This is a genomic window from Sphingobacterium tabacisoli, from assembly GCF_017908035.1.
Taxonomy (GTDB): domain Bacteria; phylum Bacteroidota; class Bacteroidia; order Sphingobacteriales; family Sphingobacteriaceae; genus Sphingobacterium; species Sphingobacterium tabacisoli.
Genome location: NZ_JAEQMU010000001.1, coordinates 1055582 through 1081270 on the forward strand (window position 1 = coordinate 1055582; position 25689 = coordinate 1081270).

General features: G+C 44.0%; 23 protein-coding genes. 6 read left to right on the forward strand and 17 right to left on the reverse strand.

What is annotated here, in order from left to right:
- Positions 1–78 precede the first annotated feature (78 nt).
- Complete coding sequence (locus JKG64_RS04400; RefSeq protein WP_210353117.1) at positions 79–1158, reverse strand: hypothetical protein; 1080 nt, start codon at positions 1156–1158, stop codon at positions 79–81.
- 178 nt (positions 1159–1336) lie between these two features.
- Here JKG64_RS04400 and JKG64_RS04405 point away from each other — a divergent pair, with 178 nt between their 5' ends.
- On the forward strand, positions 1337–2647 hold the full coding sequence (locus JKG64_RS04405; RefSeq protein WP_210353118.1) for an ATP-binding protein: 1311 nt from the start codon (positions 1337–1339) through the stop codon (positions 2645–2647).
- 110 nt (positions 2648–2757) lie between these two features.
- On the opposite strand, the gene JKG64_RS04410 is transcribed toward JKG64_RS04405, so the two are convergent.
- The 3 genes from JKG64_RS04410 to JKG64_RS04420 form a co-directional block, all read right to left on the reverse strand.
- On the reverse strand, positions 2758–3786 hold the full coding sequence (locus tag JKG64_RS04410; RefSeq protein ID WP_210353119.1) for an NAD-dependent epimerase/dehydratase family protein: 1029 nt from the start codon (positions 3784–3786) through the stop codon (positions 2758–2760).
- Positions 3787–3799: 13 nt separating this feature from the next.
- Positions 3800–4708, reverse strand: a complete 909-nt coding sequence (locus JKG64_RS04415) for a GNAT family N-acetyltransferase (protein WP_210353120.1) — start codon at positions 4706–4708, stop codon at positions 3800–3802.
- Positions 4709–4931: 223 nt separating this feature from the next.
- Positions 4932–5492 (reverse strand): GNAT family N-acetyltransferase, encoded by a 561-nt coding sequence (locus JKG64_RS04420; protein ID WP_210353121.1) that lies wholly within the window; start codon positions 5490–5492, stop codon positions 4932–4934.
- 149 nt (positions 5493–5641) lie between these two features.
- On the opposite strand from JKG64_RS04420, the gene JKG64_RS04425 reads away from it, so the two are divergent.
- On the forward strand, positions 5642–6469 hold the full coding sequence (locus tag JKG64_RS04425) for a helix-turn-helix domain-containing protein (protein WP_210353122.1): 828 nt from the start codon (positions 5642–5644) through the stop codon (positions 6467–6469).
- 84 nt (positions 6470–6553) lie between these two features.
- Here the strand turns inward: JKG64_RS04425 and srmL are convergent, their stop codons facing one another.
- Both srmL and JKG64_RS04435 read right to left on the reverse strand, forming a co-directional pair.
- Positions 6554–7588 carry a PheS-related mystery ligase SrmL gene (gene srmL / locus JKG64_RS04430; protein ID WP_210353123.1) on the reverse strand — a complete coding sequence of 345 codons (1035 nt, stop codon included), beginning with the start codon at positions 7586–7588 and terminating at the stop codon, positions 6554–6556.
- A gap of 292 nt (positions 7589–7880) precedes the next feature.
- Entirely contained in the window at positions 7881–8747 is an 867-nt protein-coding gene (locus tag JKG64_RS04435; protein WP_210353124.1) for a helix-turn-helix domain-containing protein, read from the reverse strand.
- Positions 8748–8922: 175 nt separating this feature from the next.
- Here JKG64_RS04435 and JKG64_RS04440 point away from each other — a divergent pair, with 175 nt between their 5' ends.
- Positions 8923–10083: an MFS transporter gene (locus JKG64_RS04440; protein WP_210353125.1), complete on the forward strand. Its 1161-nt coding sequence runs from the start codon at positions 8923–8925 to the stop codon at positions 10081–10083.
- 510 nt (positions 10084–10593) lie between these two features.
- Here JKG64_RS04440 and JKG64_RS04445 read toward each other — a convergent pair.
- The 4 genes from JKG64_RS04445 to JKG64_RS04460 form a co-directional block, all read right to left on the reverse strand.
- Positions 10594–11025, reverse strand: coding sequence for a hypothetical protein (locus JKG64_RS04445; RefSeq protein WP_210353126.1), 432 nt, complete (start codon positions 11023–11025; stop codon positions 10594–10596).
- Positions 11026–11174: 149 nt separating this feature from the next.
- Positions 11175–12056, reverse strand: a complete 882-nt coding sequence (locus JKG64_RS22985) for a CHAP domain-containing protein (RefSeq protein WP_246512475.1) — start codon at positions 12054–12056, stop codon at positions 11175–11177.
- A complete protein-coding gene (locus JKG64_RS04455) occupies positions 11975–12376 on the reverse strand; it encodes a hypothetical protein (RefSeq protein WP_210353127.1) in 402 nt (133 codons plus the stop codon). The genes JKG64_RS22985 and JKG64_RS04455 overlap by 82 nt, the downstream gene beginning before the upstream one ends.
- A 134-nt stretch (positions 12377–12510) precedes the next feature.
- Positions 12511–12975, reverse strand: coding sequence for a hypothetical protein (locus JKG64_RS04460; protein ID WP_210353128.1), 465 nt, complete (start codon positions 12973–12975; stop codon positions 12511–12513).
- Between the two features lie 818 nt (positions 12976–13793).
- Here JKG64_RS04460 and JKG64_RS04465 point away from each other — a divergent pair.
- The gene (locus tag JKG64_RS04465; RefSeq protein ID WP_210353129.1) at positions 13794–14057 is read left to right on the forward strand and encodes a hypothetical protein; all 264 of its coding nucleotides are present in this window, start codon (positions 13794–13796) and stop codon (positions 14055–14057) included.
- 66 nt (positions 14058–14123) lie between these two features.
- Here JKG64_RS04465 and JKG64_RS04470 read toward each other — a convergent pair whose 3' ends face one another.
- The gene (locus JKG64_RS04470; protein WP_210353130.1) at positions 14124–15272 is read right to left on the reverse strand and encodes a hypothetical protein; all 1149 of its coding nucleotides are present in this window, start codon (positions 15270–15272) and stop codon (positions 14124–14126) included.
- Positions 15273–15607: 335 nt separating this feature from the next.
- Here JKG64_RS04470 and JKG64_RS04475 point away from each other — a divergent pair, with 335 nt between their 5' ends.
- Together JKG64_RS04475 and JKG64_RS04480 are read left to right on the forward strand one after the other, a co-directional pair.
- Positions 15608–16009, forward strand: a complete 402-nt coding sequence (locus JKG64_RS04475) for a hypothetical protein (protein WP_210353131.1) — start codon at positions 15608–15610, stop codon at positions 16007–16009.
- A gap of 155 nt (positions 16010–16164) precedes the next feature.
- Positions 16165–16827: a cyclic nucleotide-binding domain-containing protein gene (locus JKG64_RS04480; protein WP_210353132.1), complete on the forward strand. Its 663-nt coding sequence runs from the start codon at positions 16165–16167 to the stop codon at positions 16825–16827.
- A gap of 30 nt (positions 16828–16857) precedes the next feature.
- Here the strand turns inward: JKG64_RS04480 and JKG64_RS04485 are convergent, their stop codons facing one another.
- Genes JKG64_RS04485 through JKG64_RS04510 form a run of 6 tightly spaced genes read right to left on the reverse strand, consistent with a single transcriptional unit; the run spans position 16858 to position 25685 of the window.
- The gene (locus JKG64_RS04485; RefSeq protein ID WP_210353133.1) at positions 16858–18555 is read right to left on the reverse strand and encodes a GMC oxidoreductase; all 1698 of its coding nucleotides are present in this window, start codon (positions 18553–18555) and stop codon (positions 16858–16860) included.
- 1 nt (position 18556) lies between these two features.
- Positions 18557–19054: a gluconate 2-dehydrogenase subunit 3 family protein gene (locus JKG64_RS04490; RefSeq protein ID WP_210353134.1), complete on the reverse strand. Its 498-nt coding sequence runs from the start codon at positions 19052–19054 to the stop codon at positions 18557–18559.
- Positions 19055–19090: 36 nt separating this feature from the next.
- A complete protein-coding gene (locus JKG64_RS04495) occupies positions 19091–21025 on the reverse strand; it encodes an exo-alpha-sialidase (RefSeq protein ID WP_210353135.1) in 1935 nt (644 codons plus the stop codon).
- A 47-nt stretch (positions 21026–21072) separates the two neighbouring features.
- Positions 21073–23064: an FG-GAP repeat domain-containing protein gene (locus JKG64_RS04500; protein WP_210353136.1), complete on the reverse strand. Its 1992-nt coding sequence runs from the start codon at positions 23062–23064 to the stop codon at positions 21073–21075.
- 4 nt (positions 23065–23068) lie between these two features.
- On the reverse strand, positions 23069–24070 hold the full coding sequence (locus JKG64_RS04505; RefSeq protein WP_210353137.1) for a DUF5017 domain-containing protein: 1002 nt from the start codon (positions 24068–24070) through the stop codon (positions 23069–23071).
- A gap of 13 nt (positions 24071–24083) precedes the next feature.
- Complete coding sequence (locus JKG64_RS04510; protein WP_210353138.1) at positions 24084–25685, reverse strand: RagB/SusD family nutrient uptake outer membrane protein; 1602 nt, start codon at positions 25683–25685, stop codon at positions 24084–24086.
- Positions 25686–25689 lie beyond the last annotated feature (4 nt).

The following is a 25689-nucleotide window of genomic DNA, read 5'->3' on the forward strand; positions in this document are numbered from 1 at the left end:
AATGAGATTATCTACGATGAGCCCTTCGGGGTTGCTTCATTTCATTCGCAATGACGTCTTTAGAAGAGTTTACAACAATTAAAACAATTCCTCTTTAACCTGTATTTTGACGTAAGCCATCTTTTGGACTTTACCTTTTGCGGGAGCCGAATTGAGCGGGTATACTGCGGCATAGTATGTGTTCTTATCTGCCCAGAACGCTTTTTCGTCATCTGCTATCTTGAAGCTGGTAAAGTTGACGTACAACAGGCCTTGCTGTCCTTTTTCTTCTGGCACATACTTGCTGATTACAAAATCACTACCGACACTGGAGTTGGACGTAACCCACGATATGCAGCTTCTGGCAGGAAGAACCTGCGGATAACCTGCAGCATATAGATCATACCTGACCGCAGCAAGTGGCTCATAAAACGTGTAGTAAGTCTCGTTGGCAGCATCCGAACTTTCGTGAAATACCTGTAGTCCCATAAACTTCGATTGGCCGATATATGCATTGTAAAATGTACCTTCTTCTTCCGAGATATTCTCATACGGGGTAATGCTATACGCCTTGTCTTTATCCGTATATGTCCAGATGTTGTTCTTCAATTGGACATCGGGATTCTTTACCAGAATTTCATCGACTCTATGCTGTGATGCTTTTGTAAACTCCTGCTCCGATACTTCGACTATCGATCCATATTTATCAAACGACTTGTTCTTAAAATCATCGACCGCTTTATACGTACTGCTTCTGATTTCATCCAGCTTAGCTCCTTTCAGTGTCAGATCAAATGAAGCCGTAAATTCCGATTTCAGGACATAGGCCTCTATACTGTTTGAGATATTATTCTCGATACTGTAATGTATCGCATAGAAGTCACCAACCTCCTCAAAGCCATAATAATTATCCAGATTATGGCGCTGTACCTTGAGGTAAGCCGAATCCACGCTAGGGGCTACAAAAAAATGTACCGAATCCAGTTTTGTAAACAATTGAAAGGGCACCTCCTGTATGTTGTCTACTCCTTTTATCTTCTTAAAGTCCGCCAAAGTTACCACCCGCGGTGTAGCCTGTACTTCCACTTTGCCTGATTCCGTTTTTTTATCCTGTGAGTTACATGCAGTGACTGTCCCTACGATGGTAGAAACAAGTAAGAATTGATATAGGGCTTTCATCTGTGATTATTCTATTTTTTAACGAATATATCAGTAATCGTAGAATTCACCAACAAATCCGGTCCATGTAGTACAAAATTGGCTGAAAACAGGGATACATCTAAAAAAAAGACTACCTTTATTAATGCAACCTCCATTACTGTAACCTCGGTTGCTATAATTAAAAACTAGTTCACGGATGAAATTTTATAATAGAGAAAACGAACTTTTACAACTTCGAAAGATTGAGGATCGGTCGACACATGTAGCTCAGATGACATTTATGGTTGGGAGGAGACGTATTGGTAAGACCAGTCTACTACTCAAAGCATATGAAGACACGCAACATATCTATCTATTTGTTGCCAAAAAGAGCGAGGCATTACTTTGTTTAGAATTCACAGAGGTTATAAAGCAAAGTCTAAACATCCCCTTCTTCGGTGAAATAAAAACATTCAAAGATTTGTTTGGATGGTTGATGGACTTATCTAAAAAACAACATTTTACTGTTATCATCGATGAGTTCCAGGAGTTTGCTTCGATCAATAGCTCTATATTCTCGGATATGCAAAAGCTATGGGACCTTCATAAATCTGATAGTAAGATAAACTTGATACTATGTGGCTCTGTTTATTCCTTAATGCTAAGGATCTTTGAAGGAGCAAAAGAGCCCTTATTTGGACGAGCAAACAACCGTATCCTGCTCAAATCTTTCGATATTATCACTTTAAAAGAAGTTCTTCAGGATTATTACCCACAGTACACGAGCGAAGATCTCCTGGCTTTTTATATGATAACCGGAGGCGTCGCCAAATACGTAGAACTACTAGTAGAAGCAAATGCATTCACCCATACTGATATACTGGATGCACTGTTGTCTGAGAACTCGCTCTTTTTGGATGAGGGTAGAAATGTGCTTATTGAGGAGTTTGGAAAGGATTATGGTAATTATTTCTCTATCCTTTCGCTCATAGCGTCAGGCAAAACTTCGAGAGCCGAAATAGAATCGATTCTAGAGATACAGGTCGGAGGCTTTCTTGATCGACTAGAGAACGAGTATGGCCTGATAAAGCGTGTCCGCCCTGTACTATCAAAACCCAATAGCCGGAGCGTCAAATATAGCATCGAAGATAATTTCCTGAGTTTTTGGTTTAGATTTATTTACAAAAACCGCAGTGCTGTAGAAGCCAATAATCTGGCATACATCAGACAGATCGTAGACCGGGACTATGCGACCTATTCAGGCAAAATACTTGAAAAATATTTTATCGAAAAGCTTAAACTAGAAAAGAGTTACAATGTGATTGGCACCTATTGGGAGAAACAGAATCAAAATGAGATCGATATTGTAGCTCTCAATGACTTCGATAAGATTGCGGTATTTGCAGAAGTAAAGCGCAACGTCGAAAAAATCGATATTGATATCCTGAAACAAAAAGCACAGACGCTGTCCACTGAACTAAAAAAATACAAACAGCATTTTGTAGGCTATTCCTTAAACGATATGTAGTAATTGTATACGTCGTTGCGAATGAAATGAAGCGATCTCATTGTTTAAAATAGATCGCTTAAATTTCAGAACACCGAAATTGTCGTCTTTCTTTATAAAACCGTTCTCCCTTATCCCTTATTTATATATGCATCTTCAACCTCATAATCAAACTGTTCATAAGGGTAAGCCGCTAACTGAGGGAAGAGATATTCCCATTTTTTGTCCCCGTACATATCTAATAAATACAATAGATATTGACTTATGGAGGAAGAATAGTCGCTTATCGTTAAATCCTGAGAAGCAAGAATCTCTTCAGAACGTTTTGTGTCAAGTATAAAACTTCGAGGAATAGACCATGGTGTTAGACCGACATGGTCTAAAGCACCTACTTGCTTGTCCATCGGCAACAGTACTCCTTCGTATCCTAGGTACGCCGCTATAACATCTGCCACTTCAAAAACGGATAACGGTCGACTATCCCCAACGTTTATAATCTGCTGTTGCGCCAGAGGTCTAGCCGCTAAACCTACCTTGGCGATCAATGCTGCAGCAGTAGTATGGAATATACTTCGCCCATGGTAGGCCAAGGGAATGATCGGTCTCTGATCCAGCATCCGCTTTACCAGCCACCACTCTCTAGGATGATGCGAATAAGCGCCGTAAATAGCACAGGGCCTCAAAATAGTCAACGGAATACTTAACCCGGATAATAATTCCTGCTCTAATGCTACTTTTCTAGTGGAGTAAGTCTGCTCACCAGCTTCCACCGTAGGATTCGCTTCTGAAATAGGCTTATCAAAATTAGGAAAACCAGTCGTGGCGGCCTCATCCAGCGTCCGTCCGTCTCTATCGCAGTATACACTAGAAGATGACAATACGATAAGACTACTATAATCCTTCTGATAGGTTAGTAACTGCATCGCATCTTCTCTGCCAAAAGCAATCAAATCGATGACCAGGTCAGCACCAGCGCTCATCATTTTTCTAAATAGAGCTTTATCTTTCTTATCAAAGTGCAGTACTGTTGTACTGTCTTCGTCGATTGCATACGATATTTCACCTCTGGAGAGCAATACGACTTCCCAGCCTCCTTTGTTCAGCAGCTGATAAAAAGCATAGCCTATCTGCCCTGATGCGCCAATAACAATTGCCTTCATATATACCTCCTGTTCAAAACACGGTCTTTAATAATGAGAAGTGATCGGAAAGACAAAGTTCTCCATAAATAGATCCTTTCTGTGTTCGGGATATATAAAGAGCATCCTCATCGAAAGGATATTTTTCCACCTCGAGTTTTCCTCCAAAATCCGTATCGGGAACAAAAAAGAAACTGATCTCCTGGGTTTGCGTCTTAACTAAAGAAGGGATCAACTCCTCCAATCTGTAATCCCGATCTGAAAAAATATCATAAATATTCAGTTCTTCTTCTTCAAATTCCATGATTACTAAGCAATCCCAATGTGCTGAATAATATAGAGAATCCTCAAACTGTAGTATAAAATGATAGGTCGCCAAACAAGGATCAGGTTCAAAAGACAAGGTCTTTGATACCGGTCTATGGTCTTTAGCAAATCTTTCCATTAGACTTCTATCTTCGCTAACTTCAATAGAAAGCTTTCTCCAATCGGAATCTAATGGCTCTAAACCGGATAGATCCTTAAGCGTGAATCTGCTTTCATCTAACCTGACAAAACCAAATTTGGGGTAAAAATCTAAAACCTCCACATTCGCAAACAGGTATATAAATTCAAACTGTCCCTGGTAATGGTCCATAACGTAGTTCATCAGATAGCGAGACAGCCCCTGACCTCTGAAAGCTGGGTGTGTCATCACTGCACTAATCTGCAGCACATTATGGGACTGTCCATTCAGAACAATGCGCATGGGGGATGCAGAAACATTTGCAACCACTTTATCCTCCTGTACCAAGAAAAATGGTTTATACGTATTATCCCAGTACCCCATACCGTACCAAGGCTCATAATCTCCTTCCAGGCAGATATCATACAACTCGTTAAAACTGGAAAAATATGGCTTTAGTTCCTCCAATCCGGAAAAAATCATTCTATTTGTATTCATTTTACCTCCAAAAACTTTTCACTTCTTGTATCTATTCTGCTTTCTTTCCCTGCTTCTCAAATTTACAAGTCTACCCTATTTTTCTATTAGCACATCTCGCTCAACTATGTGCATTTTGTAATATTATAGTGCTTTTTTATTGTCATAATAAACACATAGCCTGATGTTTAATGGCTTATTGTACACCCATAGCTAATCAGTAGCCCCCTATAGGGGGCGCTGATTAGAATGAGACCTTACCTAAGACAGCCATTGTCCATTCGTCTCGTGTCATACGGCTGATATGTTCTGTACGTATGTCATTCATTAAGTCGTTTACGCTACCTTCTTCTATATGATGATAACGGAACCCACACTTCTCCTGTGCTATCTTGGACTTAGCGTTGCCATCATAGTAACCTGACCATATATTCACTAATCTCAAATCTTCAAAGCCATAGCGTACCACCTCGGCGATTGCTTCAGGCATTATGCCTTTGCCCCAAAATGGAACACCCAGCCAGTATGAAATTTCGCCTTCCGATACGGTGATTGGAAAGTTGCTCTTCTCTCCTAAAATCAGACTGATCATCCCAATAGCGATGTCGTCGTCTTTGAGTGTTATTGCAAATACGCCGTCCTGCGAAAATATGGTTTTGATGATTTCACTACTTTCTTCCACACTCTTGTGTGGAGGCCAACCCGCGATCGGCCCTACTCTCTCGTCCTTCGCATATTTGAATAAGTCTGCTGCATCAGCAGCTCTGAATGGACGCAAAATCAATCTTTCTGTCTCTAAAATCATAACATTCTATTTTTAAATGTACGCTGCAAAATTACAGTCTTTAATCACAGCATATTCAGGCAAAATTTTAGTACATTGGGTACTTTTCAAAACAAAAACAAATATTATACTATACAAAGTATGAATTTGATGTAAAAACAGAAAGCAACATGATGAATTATATACCAGATATTTTCAAAGGGAATGAAGTGTTAGTACTTGGGGAAAGCAATTTATGTCAAGGTCTAGGATATCCCTTACAGCTCAGGTATACATCCTTAATAATATGTCTTGAAGGCTCCTCGGTAATTAGCGTTAATTTTAAGAATTATCTATTAAAGCCGAATGATATACTGGTCTTAGCCGAGGATTATATTACCGTTGTGCAAAGAGTATCCGCCAATTTCAAAGCATTCTACTGTCTTGTAGATAGAAATCTGGCCACCGATGTAGCCTATGATTTACCCAATCAGCTCTTCATGGTCCTACATCAATCTCCATTTTGCCGGCCTCAGGGCAGCGAAGTCGGCCTATTACATGCATGGATAACGCAAATAAAACACATCAAAAACACATGCACAACACATCAGCATATTATGTTGCGGAATAGTCTGCAAAATCTCTTTCTCCAAATATCGGAAACGCTTTCACGGACAGAAATTAATGTAGAACATCAATACAGTCGAAAGGAACTGCTATGTTGGAAGTTTTGGGAACTAATCACTCAACATAGTACGGAACAGAGAAAGGTCGAATTCTATGCAGACAAACTAAACATTACACCTTATTATCTTTCCCAGATCACTAAAGACTTTTTAAACGATTCACCAAAGGGCCTGATTGACAGGCAAGTCATATTAGAAATTAAAGCCCTTTTGAGTACGACCGAACTGTCCATCAAGCAAATTGCTGACCGGCTTAATTTCGAGGACACCTCGTATTTGGCCCGCTACTTCAAGAGGCAAACAGGGGTAACTCTGACAGCGTATAGGAAATAAAGTTTTAAAAATTTGCGCCCCTCTATCCTATGTGTTATGATAATAGGTTCTGCAAAGCATTCGTCTGCAGAACCTATTTAACAACTACCGCAAGACAATCGCAAACTTTTCCGAAAGAAGTAGTCTGATTTTCTCCTGGATCAGGTTGATCTCCTCATTAGATAGCGTACGCTCACCGGAACGATAAGCAATCCTATAGGAGAGTGATGTCCTTCCCTCCTTCTGGAATTTATCCTGAAGCGTAACGTCCTCCACCAGGTCAAGTCCTTCTTCACGAATGATCTCGCAAAAATTATTATATTCAGACCAGAGTTCCTCTCTATTTTCTGTATACCTATTAACCCAGAATGATATATCCTTATAAACAGGGGGATACTTCGAATATTCCTGGAATTGGGACAGGCCATCTTTAAACTGTTTCAGAAAACGCTCATCTGTAGTCCATAGGTAGCGTATATCCGGAATATTGCAGTATGAAAGCACAAGACGGTCCAGGCCTAATCCAAAAGCCCAACCTGTGGCGTCAATATTACAGTTTTCCAGGATCTTAGGATGGATTACGCCCGCTCCCAGAACTTCCATCCAGTCTTCATTCTGATAAACCTCAATCTGCACCGATGGCTCTGTGAACGGAAAACTATCGTCCAGGAATCTATAATCTTTGCCTGGATACAGATATTCTATTAGTCCCGATAGCGTACTTTTAAGGTCAGAAAGAGCGTCTGTGCCTTTGGGCAATACCTTGACCACCTCCATTTGATGGAAAACAGGATAGTGTGTGCGATCAATCGTGTCCTTTCGATACACATCACCTGTGACCACAAAACTTTCATAGCCTCTTCTCAATAATTCGTTCTGATGCGCAGAAGTCTGTGTTCTTAACACATGAGCTGAATCTACATAATAGGTATCATTCGTAGATCGAGCCGGATGATCCTGTGGCACGAGCAACTCATCAAAATTCCCCTGTATACTGACGACTTCATTTAGATCGTCAAAATGCGTAAAACCGTGGAAATAACGCTGAATTTTCTCTTTCAACTGACAAATCGGATGTAATTTATTCTGATGTAATTTTAGACTACGCTTTTCATTTATAGTCTTTGGGATATTATTCATATTTATTATTGTACTTATAGTCCGCGACAGACCTGCCGCAGTACTTAATATTAAAAATCCGTGAAGTAAAATCTGATGTTGATATCCGTACGTAACGGACATATTAATTTATCTCGGCCCTGGCGGGCCAAAAAAGAAAAAGGAAAATAATATATTGATCCTAGCGTTCATTCTATTAAATGTACCTACAAAGGTATTCTTTTTCAGACTTTAAAAATATTCGTTTAAAAGGAATAAATGTGCATATTATCTAAAATCTGTGTCGCGACGTAATAAAAAAACTTTATTACGGCTACTGATTTCTATACTCGTTCGGTGTCTGTCCGATATAACGTTTAAAATAGCGGCAAAAAAGTGAATCATCCGCAAATTCCATCTTGTAACTAATTTCTTTAATAGAGAGCGACGTATCCTTCAGGTATTCCTTTGCCTTATTAATCACCGCAAAACCAATCCAGGACTTCACAGACTTCCCTGTTCTTTTCTTGATCAGGGAGCTGAGATGTTGAGGTGTCATGTTCAAATGCGCCGCATAAAAAGCAACATTGCGCTGCAAATAGCCATATTCATTTAGCAACACGAAAAAAGAGTCCGTAATCTCGTTAATTCTGCTCCTTTGTAGGTTTTCCTTTAGAGTCAGTGATTCATACGATTTAGATACCGCTGTAATCAACGCATACACCAGATATTGTATAACCTGGTTTAACGGTATTGTTTTAGGCTGGCTATAATACTTGGCAATCAGTCCGGAAATTTCTTCTATCCGTTCATTGTCCTGCGTATTGGCATAAATAAGGGGTGAATCCAACACTTCCGTATTACTGATCAACTCCGGTAGTATCGTAAACTTTTCTATAAAATCATAAGACATCACCACAGTGAAAGACTTAAAATCCTGACTGCGTGCTATGGGCTCTACCGTCATCTCCGGCAATATAGTCAGTACTGCTTTGGGGGCAAGAGAATAGTCTGCACCATTTACCCGGACTGCCATTGCGCCTTCTTTGCAAAACAATAATACAAGTCCTCTAAACTGATAACTCAAATCGAAAAAAGATAGATTCGATTCGTCATCCTTTATCAGGAAAAGCTCCTGCATTGAAAAAGGGTACTGCACGTCATACGTAGAATTCAGATCAGATATTTTTAAGAGATCCATTGCTTTTTTCTTGTAAAAATATAAAACCAGAATCACTGCCGTGGTTAATTAGAAAAGTTAATTTCTGAAATCCTTAAAATCGAACATACAAGACTTGAAATGGAATACCACAACCTCCAGATGATACCCTACTTTCGCACCAAAAGGTTTCTATTAGAAAACAGGAACATCAAATATGACACCACATACAAAAACACAGCACAACAGGCTACGCCTCGCCATCTCTCTTTTTTTCTTTTCCCACGGCCTTATCCTTTCCTCCTGGGCCAGTAGAATACCCAGTATCAAAACGCATCTCCATATATCAGATGCAGAATTAGGCACCCTCCTTTTGCTTATGCCAATCGGACAGATCAGCACAATGCCCAAGTCTGCGAAAATCATAGATAAATACGGTAGTAGAACCATAGTACTTCTTGCTTTTCTGATTTACCCTTTTATTTTACTCGCCATAGGCTTATCAACAACGATCCTACAGTTAGCCATTTGCTTATTTCTCTTTGGCGTGGCAGGCAATCTCTGTAATATATCCATAAATACCCAGGGTGTCGAATTAGAATCTATAATGGGTAAACCGATGATGTCATCTTTTCACGGTGCATGGAGTGTGTCCGGATTCGCAGGCGCTTTAATAGCCCTATTTATGGTCCATCTAAACCTCAGCACAACTGTCCATTTCTTACTTATACTTCTACTTATTCTTATCCTATGGGGCGTTAACTTTAAATTTTTAATCCGGACCGAGGCTTCGGAAAGCAAAGAAAATGACCGCACAAGTATCTTTAGACATCTAGACAGCACATTAGTTCAACTGGGGATTATAGGCTTCCTGAGTATGGCTATAGAAGGAGCTATGTTTGACTGGAGCGGCGTTTACTTTCAGGATATTGTACGGGCGCCGGACCAACTGATCATTCTTGGATATACCTCTTTTGTATTCATGATGACTGTCGGAAGATTTTTAGGAGATTACCTCATTATTAAGTTTGGCCGTAAAAAAGTGGTTCAATGCTCCGGCATACTCATGAGCTCGGGGTTGATTCTCTCCGTACTCTTCCCCAATTTAGTTGTATGTACCGTCGCATTTATGCTAATTGGACTCGGAGGCTCATGTACCATACCGACAGTATATGGCGTAGCCGGCAAGCACAAAAAAATAAATGCAAGTATATCGCTTACCTTAGTTTCAACGATATCCTTCCTCGGATTTTTAATGGGTCCCCCTGTTATTGGGGTTGTTTCGGAATATTTTGATCTACGGTATTCCTATATGCTTTTCTCGATCTTTGGAATCATTATGGTTATTGTCGCTAGTCGATCGAAGATATTAAAATAAGGTTTCTTTTTATGCCACTCAAGCTCCCGAAATTCGGGACAAGACTGTGGCGGGGCTCTTCCTTTTTATCCAATGATTTTTTAATTTCAAAGGAATGGATGAGGACTTCGTCGTTTTCCGCAAAAAAGGAAGCAAAAACCGGAACGAAGTGTAGCTCAGCGAAGCTAAACTCGTCGCTCGAACCACGAAGTGCTCTGCGAAGCAAAACTTTTGACACAAAGGTTCTGCATCCCATTACAATTGTCAAAAATTTATCTCCGGTGAGCTCGCAAGCTCGGTTTCTAGGCGATAAATTGAGTAATTGTGAGGAAGTACTACTAGCATTATCCAGTGAATACAAGAATTATTCACCGCATTTTTGCGATGAATAAACAAGCTATTCGTCGCAAAATCATCCTAGGATTTATCATCAGCATTCTTAGTCACGAAACCTCAGCTTATTAACCATGACTGCGATAAATAACAAACTTTAGTAACCCTATCAGGCTCCGAGCTGAACGGGAGATACTGTCACTTCCTCCACCGATAGATCAGGAACGCTACGAGGATCAGGACCAAAAACCACAGCCAGCCTTTTACCGGACTACCGGACATTTTACTGTTACTTTGACTCGCTATTTTATTGCTTTCGGTACCTAGGCTATCATAATCATAATGTTGGGCAATTCCAGTTACGCGTCGCTGTACCGCACGCTGTTCGCTATAAGCGAGCTCCCCCGAACGGCTCCACAGACCGAGATCAGGATGAAAGAAGAATGTGCTGTCTCCCCTATAGTACCAATAGCGTAAACTGCTGTCTTGACTATTGAACTGCGTCCAAGAAGTAGTAGATTCCAGACTGCTCCGCGCCTGCCTGTCTTCCTGCAACCGTTCGCTTTTTTCTTTGTTTACTTTGCATCCGAAACATACCGTGAGGAGCAGGAAATATATTGTTTTGTTCATGTTCTCATTCATTTAGAGAGTGACGAGTAATGTGGTTAAAGAGTTAGAGTGGTTAGAAAGGTTAGAGTGGTTAGAAGGGGTAGAGAACACCGCCAGCAATTTTAGGGTTTCACTCAGTCTAACTACTAAATACTAATATCTAAATACTATCAATCCATCCAATCCGCATAGCTATACACCGTACGCTGATGTCTTCGTCGGGATTCTACCCGATCGTTGCTGTTGCCTTCAATAGTCAGGATGTACTGCCCCTGTTTTTCTTTGATCAGCCCAACGTGATGGATCCGCTTTAATCTACTGCTGTAGATGCCGAAAAGGTCCGCCTGCTGTATCCTATCGGTATTCTTATAGCTTTTAGCCTTCGGAAATAGCGCAGGACTCCAAGGGTTACGGGGCTGTGAAAGGCCGGCCTGACCATATACCCAGCTTATGAAAGCGGCACACCAGTCATAGCCAGGGCCGAGGTTTGTATAGCGGAGGTATTGTTCAACACGAGCACCGTCGTTGTTGCCTGTGACTTCTTTGGTTCCTAGTTCTGCAGAAGCAATAGTTATTATAAGTTTTCTTTTGTCCTCCATGCCGGACAGGCGTGACACTTGGTATCGGCCAAGTGTCCAAGCCTTGTCGCTCGAACATTCTGACCGTACGTTAGTGCCTCCCAATGCTATTGTCAGAATCTTCACAGGCGACATTAATCCCGATTGTAAGGAAGTACGAATAGCCCTAGCTTTAAAAAACGGCCTAGGCTGTGATGCCGTTAAGAATTTAAATAATGGAACCGTTAAGAAAATCAAACTGTTTGAGCCCGATACATCGGGAGAGTTTTTGATTTTTAGGATCCAGGGTTTAAATTTAGGAGGAGCAGCCAAGCCTTGACCTTTTGGTTCCTTTTCTGTCAAGAGAAAAGGAACTGGCCCCGCCGCGGCTACAGAGCGGCATAAAAAAGTAATTAAAAAACTATCCCCATTGCCATTAACACTGCAAGCAGCAGTAAGAAGAAAACCGAGAAATAAAGAATACATTGTTGCCATGATGTCAATTGATTAAAGTGTGAAAGAAAATTCTTACGGAATGCTTTGAAGGGTTGCCACAATAGCTCCTGCAACCACAGGCTGCACAGTACTGCAGCAAGGCTTACTAATAGGCCAAATATGCCCACCGTGATGATGCCGAGATCAAGTATGCCTGCCATGGGATCTACAAAAACGAGGAGCTTTCCTGTTAAAGTAAATAATAAGGCTATTATCACTAATCTACTGATTAAGTAATGCTTCAAATTCGAAAGAAGAAAATTATCCCCTACCCTCCAGCGTTGACCGGAAGCAGGTAGTCTGTTTGTTAATGTTGCCATTTTTTTTAGTATTTAGATATTAGTATTTAGTAGTTAGATGTTAGTATTTAGATTTTAGTATTTAGTAGTTAGATAAGACTAGTTGGATTAGGAAGGGCCCCAAGGCCCATTCCTGTTAAGCGTTAACCATTAAATTAAGGAATATCCACCTCGACAATACTCATCGCATTGTATGGATTATCCATCAGTGAATAGTAGACCGAGTTGACCTGCTGAAACATATCGATCCCTACCATAATGTAGACCACTTTCGTAGAATCTACCGGTAGATCTACCTTCAGGATCTCTCCCGGATGCTCACCGATCAGCGGGATATAAGCCGATTCGATCACCTCGGGGCGCGGGATCAGCAATGGATCTAAGGTCTGCTCTACCGCCGCCAGTGTAAACCGCATGTGCGTGGCCCCTGGTAATAGTGTGGCCGTGCGCTGTGGATCGAATGTTGGAATAGCCAGCGTGACCTCACCTGTGGTACGGTCCAATGCCACAGGTAGATCTAATCCAAACATAAAGGTCAAGCTACTACCGACATTGAATTCCAGACCTTTGAGCAACCCCGAGTTTTCTGGTTTGAATACCCGCTCGCCACGGGCGCCCACATCGTCGGCCTTCTGGATGCGGTGGACTATGGAGGTCAGTCTGTTGCGCAACGTCTTGTCGCCAAAGCGCAACATCAGGTTGTTGAGCTGTGTACGGATCAGCTTCGCTACTGCGGCCGCTGAACCGAACTCGGCCATATTCTCCCGTGTCCGCTGAAAATTGGGATCGGTCATGATCCGCTGCCTGTCTGCTCCGCCTGGTGTACGCACCTCGTAGCCACGCGTCCTGCTCTTGCTGAAGGAAAGGTCTCCCACCTTCCCCTGCATTTTGATAAAACTTTTTTGTTTTGCCATGATATTCAATTTTTGTTTGACAGATCAAATCTGTGAAGACTACAAAGGAGGCCTGTCCAAGATGGCAGGATATGGCAGAAAGAGGCAGGAAGGGACAAGAAAATAGTTATCTAGTGAACAAGTTATCAGGTTAACCAGATCACAGACCTAGTGAGACGGAATCTCAATATCGCCGGGGATTATTGGATAACGAATTATTCTTGATAACTCGATAACTTCATCACCTAACAACTCAACAACAAAGTACTATAAAGCTACTGGAAAGGTACTCTAGAGGTACTAAAAAGGTACCAGAGAGGTACTGGGAAGGTACCAAAGAGCTACTATAGGTCGTAGCTCTCCAGGCTATCTGGGATAGAATATCTACCCTCCGTGTGGCCCTTGTAGGAGTTTCCCACAAACAATATATAAAGAATTACGTTACCTATCTATTATTAACATTCTTCAATACAGGGCTGTTGTAAATTTCAGAGCACTGAATTAATGGGGAGGTATCTTGCTGATCGGAGAACCATGGTCTTACTATGGGACTGACACCGGCCTGCATCTGTATTGGCCAGGATCAGTCCCTACACACCTCATCCATCATGTCTAAAAAAAACAGATTATGTATATACCCAAAAGATATCGAAATCATTCTGGATCTAAGTCCACGGCAGGCACACCGGCGCTATCAACTGGCCAAAGATGCTTATGGCAAACAAAAGCACCAGGAGCTCACCTTTCGCGAGTTTGCCGACTATTACGGCCTACCGCTCGATGATATCCATGCCAAGCTGATCCCCTAGCACCCGTTCAGTCCGGCGCTGCAAAGAGCTGCTCCTTACACCCGATCCCTGTGCCTTATGTGGCCGTTATTTCTTCTCCCCGCCGATACCAAGCAGCTCTTTTGCCCCATCCATATAGGACAGCACTTCCACATATTCCAGCTTCAGTTTTTCGGCACGGTCCCTCGCCACAGCAATAGGATCACCACCTAGACGGTGCAAAAAACCTTTATCTTCCAGCACCTCTATTTCGATCAGAGCCAGTACATTCACCAATTCATCCCTCGTTGCGCTCGTCAATATCGCGGCATATTTCTCCTTCAGCATGGCGAGCGAACTAATGGCGATCATTCCCTTCCTGCCATCCATCATCCGCACATAGAATAGCCGTGCCGCACCCGACCCGACAAAAAACACCGACGATATGAAGCGCACATAGACCGATTCAAACGTCGTATGGTCGAAACTCACATCCACCTTATCCAGCATACCCTGCAACATCCCCCAGCTGAACCTAGCATAGGGGCGCATACTATCCATCCGATCACGCTCCGCCTGTAGCAGTTTCTCAGAAGCTTCCTGCAGCTGTTTCAGTTCCGCCCCCAGCCGTGCATTCTCCAGTAGCAGCTCCGCCCGGTGTATCATATGATCCCCTTCGTTTTTCAGCATCCTATCCTGCATATGCAAAGCAAATCTATACGTCCTTCTTTGTTTATGAATCAGACGTTTCATTTTATGCACCATCTGTCGTTTATTCAGCTCCTCCTTTCGCACCTTAAAATACACCTGCAGCAATACGATGATCCCTAGCAATACCACAAAATCCCTTTGCAGATAACCCATCGCCAATAGATCCACCCCCAGCCAGGCACGGTACAGACCATAGACCGTTGCAGTACACAGTAGTGGAAGCACCATTAGGAGAAGGAGCCCCTGCAGGGCCCAGCGTGAAGTAACAGACCTCCTCCAGTACCTGGAAGTATCCATGGCATATACCAGCATCGCAATCGATAATACCACAGGCAACAGCAGCAGTATATTAAGCCCCAACGCATAGAGATGCGCTTTATTCCATAGGCTCACAATAATCGCTTTCTCAGTCGTAAAGAAAGTAATGACTAGGGCAGACAGCACATCCAGCAGCAGGAGAATCCAGCCGTAGCCGTACCATGAATTGAAAAAAGCATAGCTAAAAGTTTTAAAACGCGCGAACAGAGAGGTTTTTGATTTGTACATGATTAGATTCGTTAGGTTATCCCACATAATTACGGAATCCCCGGCATATAAAAAATGACATAAGTCACTTTTTCAAAACATAAATCACTAAATAAGAGCACATAAGCACTTCATCACGGAGCCCTTCATAAAAAAAGACGGGAAGTTCATAAGCGCACCAACAGCCTTTACGCTAGCTATAAGCGTGATTCCGGATTGTCCATATCCAGATACGAAAAGTTCGTAAAACTCATCCCCACATTCCTTGCGCTGCGGTTTCCGGTCTTCTAATTTCGCTCAGCAGATGTCAGAACCGCATCTGTAATTTTTAACAACTCGTAAACTTTTAACAAATTATGAAAAAGTATTCCCTAGATCAAAAAGGAGTCAACGAATTCCTGAACGATCTACGCAGCTGCAGTATCAGCACACAGCTTCATGAACAGGCGCTCATCCTTGTAGGTCTGCCCTTTTGGCTGCCTATGCGGTTCATCCTCAACAAGGAAGAGATCAGCTACGTCGAATCGCTGGACCCTGACTTTAGCCTCGATCTGGCCGATCACATCGTATATGCCCTCAATTATGGGCTGTACATCACACTAGACAGGCAGCCCGCTCCGACAGACGGTACAGCGCGCGGCCGTGATTCCGTCAAGGTCACCGCCTTCGAAGCCAGCCAACAACGCAGCTCCCGTACCTCCGCTATCAGCGGTATGGAGGCCCGTCTCACGATACGTATCTATCACGAGATACCATAACCACGGAAAGTACCGCCATGCACCATACCTCCTGCATGGCGGTTATGAAACTATATTAACGCACAACTAACATAACCTCCATAACTATCATCACTTTCATAACCTTTTAACCTCCATAACCTTATAACTTTATAACTTTATATAACCTCAAAACCATGACAAAAGCACAACAAAAAGCCATCGACGGCTTCTTAGCCCATTGGGCCAAATACACGGACATACAGCCCTACCATAAGTCCTGGATAGAGCGGCATGCGACTTATAGCTCCTATGCTCGAGGCAAATCGGTGTACGACTCTACGCTGGGCGAAAAACAGGTCTTCTACGTATGTAGCGGGCTGATTGGCCGTGTCCATACCACTGAAATCCCTTTGAATAAAAAGAAGTCAAAAGAGATAGACAAGCAGGAAGAGCCTAAGACAAAACGATCTATATTCTCTGTCGGCGTACCACAGATGGCGCTGATGTCTACCGAACATCTCTACTCGAATACCCCAGCTACGGGCGACATCAAGGCCTTGAGACCCAGCAAAATCATTACCATCAGCTACGAACAGATTAAACGTTTTATGCGGGATGATGCCAGCCTAGACGGCATGCTATACGCCCTGTCCAACAAAAAGAAACGTCAATTGGCCCGATTGCGACAAAGCCATACGATCAAAGATCCCCAATCCAGGTATATATGCTTTGCCGAGACCTTGCCAGAACTCCATACCTCCTTGAGCCAAACCGAACAGCAGGACTTGCTTGATATATCCCGACGCAGTATTAGCCGGGCCACCTACCGCTATGCTACAGGCAAGCCTAAGCGATAGAGCATACACCTCATAAAACGGAAAGAGACTTTACAGATTCATCTTTTTCATCTCATTAACAGCGTAATCGACTGCCCTAGCTGTCAAAGCCATAAAAGTCAACGATGGATTTTGTGTAGAGACACTAGTCATACAAGATCCATCCGTGACAAACACATTTTTGCACTCGTGCATCTGATTCCATTTATTCAATATCGAGCTTTTCGGATCCAGTCCCATCCGGACGCCTCCCATCTCATGAATGTCTAAACCCGGAGCCTGATTCCGGATGTTTGTTTCGATATTTTTAAACCCTGCATATTCAAACATTTCAGCCATCTGTTCGAGATAGTCCTGCGTCATCAGGCGGTCATTATCATCATAATCAATAGCAATACGAATCAATGGAATACCCCATTTATCCTTTTCAGTCGTAGATAGCGATACCGTATTGCTTATTTTCGGAATAGTCTCCCCCATCATATGACTTCCTACGCGCCAGTCACCCAATGTAGGGTTCAATAGACTTTGCCGTAACTGGTCTCCCATTGCAGCACTATCGATCGTTTCGGGACGGCTCGCTCCGACCGTCGTCGCATAGCCTCTCAAAAATGAGGTTTCCTGTTTCACTACATTCCGAAACCGGGGTATATAGCCCCCACCGGCAGGATTTTTGCCGTCGGTACGGTAATCCAGATGTCCGGTATATGCCGCACGGATACTCGCATTGTAATTGTGAAAAGCTAAATACTGCCCCAGTACTCCAGAACTATTCCCTAAACCATTGGGATGGCTTGCGGAGGTCGAATTAAGCAAGAGCAGATTCGTGTTTATCGTCGATGCGCACACAAAAATAATCCTCGCTTCAAACTCCATTACCTCGTTGGTCTCTGAATCCACCACCACTACACCTTTAGCTTTCTGTGTTACCTCATCAAATATAATCGAGGACACTACAGAATGAGGGCGCAATGTCAGGTTTCCAGTCTTTGCGGCTACAGGTAGCGTACTCGAGTTGGAACTGAAATATCCCCCAAAAGGACATCCCCGCTCACAGAGCTTACGGTTCTGGCACTGTACCCGTCCCTGAGCGATCTGCACCGACGAAGGATCAGAAAGGTGCGCACAGCGTGCGCTGATCACATGTCTATCGCTATAGCCTGTTTTAATCCTATCTTTGAAAAACTGTTCGACAATATTCAGCGGATACGCTTTTTGGAAATAGCCGTCAGGCAATGTGGCCAGTCCGTCGTTATTACCCGAGACACCGATGAATTTTTCGACATAATCGTACCAGGGCTTGATATCGTTGTAACGGATGGGCCAATCCACCGCAAAACCATCTCTCGCCGGCCCCTCAAAATCATAATCACTCCATCGCTGTGTCTGTCGGGCCCATAGTAGGGATTTGCCCCCTACCTGATAACCCCGGATCCAATCAAATGGCTTATCCTGTATATAAGGATGCTCTTTATCTTTTACAAAAAAGTGGGCCGTATCCTCCCGAAAGGCATAACACCGGCTTACAATAGGATTTTCCTGTTTAACAGCATAAGGTTGCTCCATACGGTGTACGAACTCATAGGGGTACATATTTGTCGTCGGATAGTCCTTGATATGTGTAACATCCCGGCCTCTTTCTAAGACCAAGGTTTTCAGCCCTTTCTCACATAGTTCCTTAGCGGCCCATCCTCCACTTATACCCGATCCTATGACTATAGCATCGTATTTATAATCTTTATTTTCCATTCTATGCAATCTTATAATATCCATTATATCGGCCCGGCACCAATTCGTACCTTTTTCGATCTTTCATCATCAATTCGGACTGTTGAAATCCCTGTATAATTTTAGCTTTGATCTTTCCAAAGAGGAACAATGTTTCTTTATCCATCTCTTTGTCCTTAGCATTTAACCTGCTGATTATTGCCAGCTTATTTTCGCTATTAAGATCTTCAAAAATGCGCTTATAATGTTTATCACAGTATCGATCCAGCGCGCCTCTACCTTCAAAAAAACGCTGCTGCTCATCAGGACTGAAGCAGTCCTGCAGCATAGTCAATACAAAACGTTCGAGCGACAGCTCTTCCATCGTAATATTATCTCCAGACGGTAGAATAACATTCCGGACATCTTTCACGAAGCCACTGATCAGCTCCCATTCCGATTTTGAAGCCGTACACCCCAGCTTAAACGCTAGCAAAGGTGAGATAATAGCCAGACGGTATATAAATCCTCTTCTATTCATATTCTTTTTTTTAATCTATTGGTTATATCTCGAATATCATGGCGTCCGTATACAGCGGATACTTAAACCTCCCGAACGGGAGAGTGCCAGCGATGTATTGATATCCGTATCTGTAAAATGCAGTGCCACTGCTGCTCCGACAACTGTCGGGTGCGCATTGCTGCTCCAGTAGCGTCCATTCGAGTAATACGAGGTTCCATTGCTTCCCAACCGGTACCCTGCCTTTGGTAACTTTAAACTCGAGTTAAAGGCCGTGGCAGCATTACTGATATTCTCAGACAGAATAACCTGTTGCCACTCCGCATTAGTAGGCAGGCGCCAATTTGCTCCCAACTGTCTACAGGGATCACATCCATTCGTGGCTGTAACCTGAGCTACCGTAGAAGCTGTCCATTGATCGGTCGAGATCCCCTGACTCCACCAAACCGTCGTACCGCCGTAAAAAGGTAAATTACCCCCCGATAGCAGGCCCATCGGATTATTGGGCGCTGGAGGTGCCGCTAGTGCCGACGAGCTCCATTCATGTCCATCGCCGGTTCTACCCCATTGATAGTGACCACCAAAACTCTGCCCCTCTGTACTGCTCCTGGCAATCCAGTCTGCACCAAGATTCTGACGGAGCCATACCCTGCCATCTGCCGCTCTAACCGTCGCATAGACCTGCTGTGCAGGATAATTACCCGAACGGACATAACCGACACTCCCCAGCAGACTGGCAGGCACGTTCTCCGCAGGGCCAAACAGCCCCGTGTCGGTAGGCACAGTAATGAGCGATCTAAAATTTTTAAGCCTACCAAACGTAATACGATTCGCATTGTGGTAGTTGTATGCCCCTCCATAGGAAGTCCTAACCAGATAAATCAAATCATCCCCATCAAACTGCCAATCCGGATATTGAAACCCAGTCTTGGCAACAGATACTGAAAATGGTAAGCCCTGATCATCCTCCATAAGCGTAGTCACATGGTGCCACTGCCTCAGATTTGCCGACACATAGAGCGAAAGCACATTGCGTTGCTGTGGGTAATTGGAATTGGTATTCGTATTAGCCATAGCTAAATAGACACCTGTAACCGCATCTCTCCGAATAACGAACTTGTGCAGACCTCCTGGAAACGTAATAAAATCATCGGACGTGAATGTTGCAGAATCTCCCGTATTATTGACCCGGATAATGGCCGCTTTATCGATAAAAGGAACCGAATTCACCCGGATAATATTGACCAGATTACCACTAGGATCTACCACGGCATTTCCTTCGATCCATCCCGTAGTCGCCTCCGATCCGGGCGGATCCCATCCCTCATTATACGTTACTTTAGTACTCATTTTCCAATTGGATGCCGTCGTCAGATCCGCATTTTCATCGATAGAGATAACAAAAGCCCGATATCCCCTCGTCCAGTTATAACGCGTATCAAGACCTTCAAATGCACGATATAGACGGCCATTGTTCTTGACAACAGGAGTCGGTGCACCGTGATAACGTACGGGCTGTCCTGGGATATCAGTATCGAACAGCGTTATTGGCGTACCCCAAGTGGCGCCCTGATCGGTAGACCGGCAAAGAACAATCGTACGTGCCGTGACACCGGTACCCGCATTCGTGCCTAAAAAATAAATATTGCCGTCATGCTCAAAAAGATTAGCCCAGAATAATCCCACAATGTCCGTAATGTGTGACCAGCTCTGGCCATTGTCCGTAGACCGGTATACCGCTGTAGTATTTGAGCTCGGCCCGTTGTAATCGTGCGAGGCCAGGATATCCCCATTGTCCAACCGCAATAAACTGGGACTTCCCAAAAACATCCCAGTCTCCGCCGGTTGGTATTTTACTTCGCTGATCCATAAAGAATCAGTCTGAATACGATCAGCCATCACGATCAGCTGTTCGCTTTCCATCATCAGGCTATCGCAGGATTGGAGTAGGAATGCGAACAGAAAAACATTTAAAAAAATTTTACGCTTCATGGTTAAAATAGATTTAAAAAGGTGTATCAACAATTGTCAAGACGTCCCTATGGGCATATCTTTATATTTTTAAACAAATAGAACCGACCGTCTTCTCCACCCACCAAAAGATCTTTAACTGCTCCATCTTTAGTCTCTACCGGACTGAGCCAACAGCCGTGACGATCCATGTTAATGGGCTGCCCTTCATCATGACACAGTGCCTGCGGGCGATCAAACAGCGGCTCTTCATTCGTTCCCACATTTCGCATCAGGTAGGCTGTCGCATAAGGCTTCGCTTCTGCCACTTCCCTAGACTGAAAGAGATGTACCCCTTGTCCGAATAGAATATCCCAGCGTCCATCCTGGTCAAAATCACAGATAGACAGCGTAGCCCGTCCCTCATGACCCGCCTCACCTACAATCTTGACCGGGGTACCATTCTGCCACTTCAAAACCTCCTCGCGGGTCAAAAGCCCTACATCGGCCGTACTACGGTCATAACGGCACAATAGCCCCTGACTATTGATAGCAAGCAGGGATGAAAGCCCGTCTTTCGACGCTAAGTATTTAGCGGGAAGAGTGGCCGGCTTACTCCGCCAGGCACCTTTAAAAGTACCATGACCATACCTGAGGGGCTGCGCCGCAGCGAGCTTTGGCAGATGCTTATCTCCGACATTACGATACCATTGATAGACTCCCGTCACATCATTACATACCATATCCGGCAGACCATCGCCATCCCAATCGACCACCAATGGCTGTATATATCCCCATCTTCGCTCATTTGGCCCCTGTATAGAGCCCCTTTCTCCGGCCTGGTGCTGTATGATACGGTCTCCGGCCTGTAGCTTAACACCGACTTCCCATAGCGGCGAATCGCTGGTTCCCTTATTCCTGAAGAACCAGATAAAGCCCGAAGCGTCCCCCCCTATAATATCTTCGATACCATCGCCATCCCAGTCCACCCACTGCACTGCCGCCAGCGTCTGTATATGCAGGTCACCTCCCTTCATTTTTACTGGTCGGATAGCCCACTCCTTTTTATTGAAATCATAGTAATATTCAACCAATATTCCAGGGTTGCCACCAAGGATAAAACCAAACCTATCTTTTTGATGCGGGTAAAGTGCCCGGGTAGATGTTGCATATGCTCCACTATAAACCTCCTGGGTCACAGCCGGTATCCCCTTGGGCATTTTCTTTTCAAAAAGATGAAGTGTACCATCAATAATACCCGTATCGTATAAACTCATGCGGTCCACTCCCCAGGTAAGCAACAACTGTTGCTCCTTACCAGTAGCGATTTCGGCCTCATAAATCTTGGAAGGACTCTGATAAAACTCCAACGTAAAAGGTTCGCCGTTGAGCTGCACCTTCCTGTAATTACCAAACTGCCATTCCTTAAGATTGCTTACTTCCGCAAAGCTGAGCTGCGCTTTGTTTTTGTCACCCAACCAAATCCCCTTGTCGTCGAAACCTTTCCCAAATCCAATCTCCGTATTTGGAGGGTAGACCCATGGATTACTTTTACCCGGCCAGTAGGACTTCCCTTCGTTTAAGTAAGAGTATTTAACCAGAAAGGTACCTTCCCGATTATGTACAATCGTGAAATCGCCTCCAATCAGGGGTTCACCACCGATCAGTATAGGTCTAGCCGTTTTGATCGCCAGATTATCCGCACTGTCAAATTCAACCTGCCACCATTGCTTCTTCCTGCTATCCATAAAAAAGTAGAATATCTCACCATGAACCACGATGGATCTCGCCAGGCTATACAGCTTACTCAGCTCATCCAGCCGTTCGGGCCGGCCATAACATAAGGAACCATCTTCGGTCCGGCCAATAAACTTACTTCGGTAAAATCCATTGCCCAGTAGGGCTATATGCATCAAAAGATCCCCATTAGACAGGACAACGGGTTTGATATCCAGTCCAAAACCAAAGTCAGAAATGGTATCCTCCGGATAGCGTAGTGGCTCCACCTGCCTATGTTGTGCGAACAGACTGCTCGCCAGCAGCACGAACGAAATAGTGTAAACAATAGCACTTCTCCTCATTCCATTAAGGTTCAACGGTGATCTGTAATGTGCGGAGAACCTCATTTTTACCGTCTTTATTCGCGTTCATCGCAATAAAGACCACTTCGTACCGGCCTGCCTTCTTATAGGTGTGACTATAGCTACGGATCGGTTTATCAATAAAACTTTTAACTGCCACCCCCGGGTTGTGGCCGAGGTTGGTATCGGTAATCACAAATGGATTACTCAAGCACCACATTTCATACGTCTCCGTCGTAGTCAGTGGGCCCCGCATCGTAACTGCGGAGGAACTCGCTGACAAGTCAAATGAGTTCGACATCCAGGATGCGATCCCCCCTTCATAAAAAGGTTTCCAACCGGCATTGCCCTGCGTCATCAATACGGTGGTGCCCAGTGGCGTGACCGCACTTAATGTCAGCGCCTGAAATCGCCATATTGCCGACTTACCGTTAGCCATCGTATTCGGCCGATTGGTATAACGGAAGGCGATGTAGTTTCTTTTGTTTTTCGTAATGTGCGCGGCAATATTATATACTCCGGAAGCAATATAAGGATTGGTGCTACTGCAATTCAGCGGACTCCAAGCATAGTTTTCGCTCAGGTCAATCCACTTTGCCTTTTTTATTTTATCCATCTGTTCGTCCACCGGAACACCGGTAAGATCAAGATCACTGCTTACTAAAACATGGAACTGATCGGCCTGACAAAAAGGAGCCGTCCCCCCTTGTCCGCGGACCTGATTCTGAAAAGAAAGATTTAACCGCTCCAGTGCGATTATACTATCCTTATCCGAATAGTAATAATCGTTACCAAATTCACCCGAAAAAAAAGTAACGATATCAGCATCCCCTTCAAAATCAAACTGAACAGGTTGCCCGATCTTGACGGTAGACTGCAATGCCTTCACCTCAAAGGCCGGAGATACCAGCTTTAGCTCTTTGGAACATCCTCCGCCCATAAGAACAACTAAGAAAAGAACAATATATTTATGCGTATCCATAGTGAATGATATTATATATCCCATATTTTTAAATGAATTACCAGCCGGGGTTCTGTTCCAATTTTGGGTTTACCCCCATTTCATAAGAAGGTATAGGCCACATCGCATCTCTTTCCCGGACATTGTTATAATAGTTATACATCGAGGTGTACAGGGTATTCGTACCCGAAGGCACTTCAGACAGGCGTTCTTTCATCTTATCGTAGAAATCCCCCCAACGGATCAGATCATTTTTCCGGAGCGCTTCAAAACATAACTCCCGGGCCCGCTCATTTTTTATCTCCAGCTGTAATTCTTCGTACGAAAGTCCGGTAAGGTCTACCGTAATATCACCGCCCTCGACCTCCACCCCTTTGGCACGTCGACGCACTTTGTTCAGCAAGCCCAGCGCGTTGGTCGGTGAATTTTCAGATTCATTGATCGCTTCTGCGGCCATCAATAAAACATCGGAATACCGTACCAGGGGAAAGTTCTGCGGCGTCTGTGTGTTGGTCTTTGGCAGTACCAACTCATTCTCTCTTCTGAATTTACCACAGAACCGTTCAATAAGTAAGCTGGTCACCGGAAAAGCTTCCTTGCCATTCGTCCCATACCGATAAGGTGAAATAGCCCAGTCGCGCCGCTTATCATCGGTATCATAGAGTCTGTAGAGCCAGGGATGTGGTCTGACCATTCCCTGTGAGAAACCAAATCCTAAGGTACCCGTAGCCGAATATGCAATGCCATTATTAATACCGACACTACCTCCTGTCACGTTATAAACGCCAGTACCATTGCCCCAGAATTCGACCTCCCAGATACTTTCTTTGCTATCGTATTTATCCTGCGCATAATTGACAAATACCTCTTCGTAGGAAGGATTCAGCCGATGAAAACCCAAGTCAATTACTTTCCTTGCCCATTTTGCGGCTTCGCTATAACGCTCTTTTTCCAGTAAAGGATATCCCGCCATATATAAATTGACCCGAGCCAGCACCGCCCATACCGCAGATCTGCTAACTCTTCCGGCGGACTCTACCGTATTGATGTCCTCCACCAAGGTGGCGGCATGCTCCATATCGGATAAGACCTGTGCGTAGACCTCCTTAATAGTGCTCCGCTTCAACTGTAGCACCTCATTTTCACTGGATACCGGCGGATCCAGCGGCATAGGCACCCCGCCAAACCGGCTCACCAACAAAAAGTAATAATAGCCCCGTAAGAACAGCGCCTGCCCTTTGATCAGCTCCCGTTTTTCATCAGTCACCTGTAGATCCGCCTGATCGATATTTTTCAATAAACTATTGGCTCTACTGATCCCTCTGTACAATGCCCGCCAATGGTTCAGTAGCTTGTCATCGGTCGTATTTACCACATAATAACCGATCGTCCCATTGTCCGTGGGAAAATGCATAAAGCCTTCATCCGCTTCCAGCCCCATCCGTCCTAACATCGAATTACCGTAGACAAATGTTTCTGCCAACACCGCGTACACCCCACGCAGCGCAATATCCAACTGCTCCTCCGTCTTATAATAGCTTTCGGTCGAGACGACGTATTTATCAGGCTTTATATCCAGAAAATTATTGCAGGAACTCAAACCCTGTAGTATAACCAAAACTGCAACAATGGGGGCGTATAATCTTATTTTCTTTAACATGTTC

Coding starts and splice junctions, on each gene's coding strand:
- JKG64_RS04420 (WP_210353121.1), bottom strand. CDS start 5,492: ATGATTTTAGAGACAGAAAGATTGATTTTGCGTCCATTCAGAGCTGCT.
- JKG64_RS04500 (WP_210353136.1), bottom strand. CDS start 23,064: ATGAGGAGAAGTGCTATTGTTTACACTATTTCGTTCGTGCTGCTGGCG.
- JKG64_RS04470 (WP_210353130.1), bottom strand. CDS start 15,272: ATGTACAAATCAAAAACCTCTCTGTTCGCGCGTTTTAAAACTTTTAGC.
- JKG64_RS04425 (WP_210353122.1), top strand. CDS start 5,642: ATGATGAATTATATACCAGATATTTTCAAAGGGAATGAAGTGTTAGTA.
- JKG64_RS04435 (WP_210353124.1), bottom strand. CDS start 8,747: ATGGATCTCTTAAAAATATCTGATCTGAATTCTACGTATGACGTGCAG.
- JKG64_RS04475 (WP_210353131.1), top strand. CDS start 15,608: ATGAAAAAGTATTCCCTAGATCAAAAAGGAGTCAACGAATTCCTGAAC.
- srmL (WP_210353123.1), bottom strand. CDS start 7,588: ATGAATAATATCCCAAAGACTATAAATGAAAAGCGTAGTCTAAAATTA.
- JKG64_RS04505 (WP_210353137.1), bottom strand. CDS start 24,070: ATGGGATATATAATATCATTCACTATGGATACGCATAAATATATTGTT.
- JKG64_RS04495 (WP_210353135.1), bottom strand. CDS start 21,025: ATGAAGCGTAAAATTTTTTTAAATGTTTTTCTGTTCGCATTCCTACTC.
- JKG64_RS04405 (WP_210353118.1), top strand. CDS start 1,337: ATGAAATTTTATAATAGAGAAAACGAACTTTTACAACTTCGAAAGATT.
- JKG64_RS04490 (WP_210353134.1), bottom strand. CDS start 19,054: ATGAATAGAAGAGGATTTATATACCGTCTGGCTATTATCTCACCTTTG.
- JKG64_RS04485 (WP_210353133.1), bottom strand. CDS start 18,555: ATGGAAAATAAAGATTATAAATACGATGCTATAGTCATAGGATCGGGT.
- JKG64_RS04480 (WP_210353132.1), top strand. CDS start 16,165: ATGACAAAAGCACAACAAAAAGCCATCGACGGCTTCTTAGCCCATTGG.
- JKG64_RS22985 (WP_246512475.1), bottom strand. CDS start 12,056: ATGGCAACAATGTATTCTTTATTTCTCGGTTTTCTTCTTACTGCTGCT.
- JKG64_RS04400 (WP_210353117.1), bottom strand. CDS start 1,158: ATGAAAGCCCTATATCAATTCTTACTTGTTTCTACCATCGTAGGGACA.
- JKG64_RS04465 (WP_210353129.1), top strand. CDS start 13,794: ATGGGACTGACACCGGCCTGCATCTGTATTGGCCAGGATCAGTCCCTA.
- JKG64_RS04410 (WP_210353119.1), bottom strand. CDS start 3,786: ATGAAGGCAATTGTTATTGGCGCATCAGGGCAGATAGGCTATGCTTTT.
- JKG64_RS04445 (WP_210353126.1), bottom strand. CDS start 11,025: ATGAACAAAACAATATATTTCCTGCTCCTCACGGTATGTTTCGGATGC.
- JKG64_RS04440 (WP_210353125.1), top strand. CDS start 8,923: ATGACACCACATACAAAAACACAGCACAACAGGCTACGCCTCGCCATC.
- JKG64_RS04510 (WP_210353138.1), bottom strand. CDS start 25,685: ATGTTAAAGAAAATAAGATTATACGCCCCCATTGTTGCAGTTTTGGTT.
- JKG64_RS04415 (WP_210353120.1), bottom strand. CDS start 4,708: ATGAATACAAATAGAATGATTTTTTCCGGATTGGAGGAACTAAAGCCA.
- JKG64_RS04455 (WP_210353127.1), bottom strand. CDS start 12,376: ATGGCAACATTAACAAACAGACTACCTGCTTCCGGTCAACGCTGGAGG.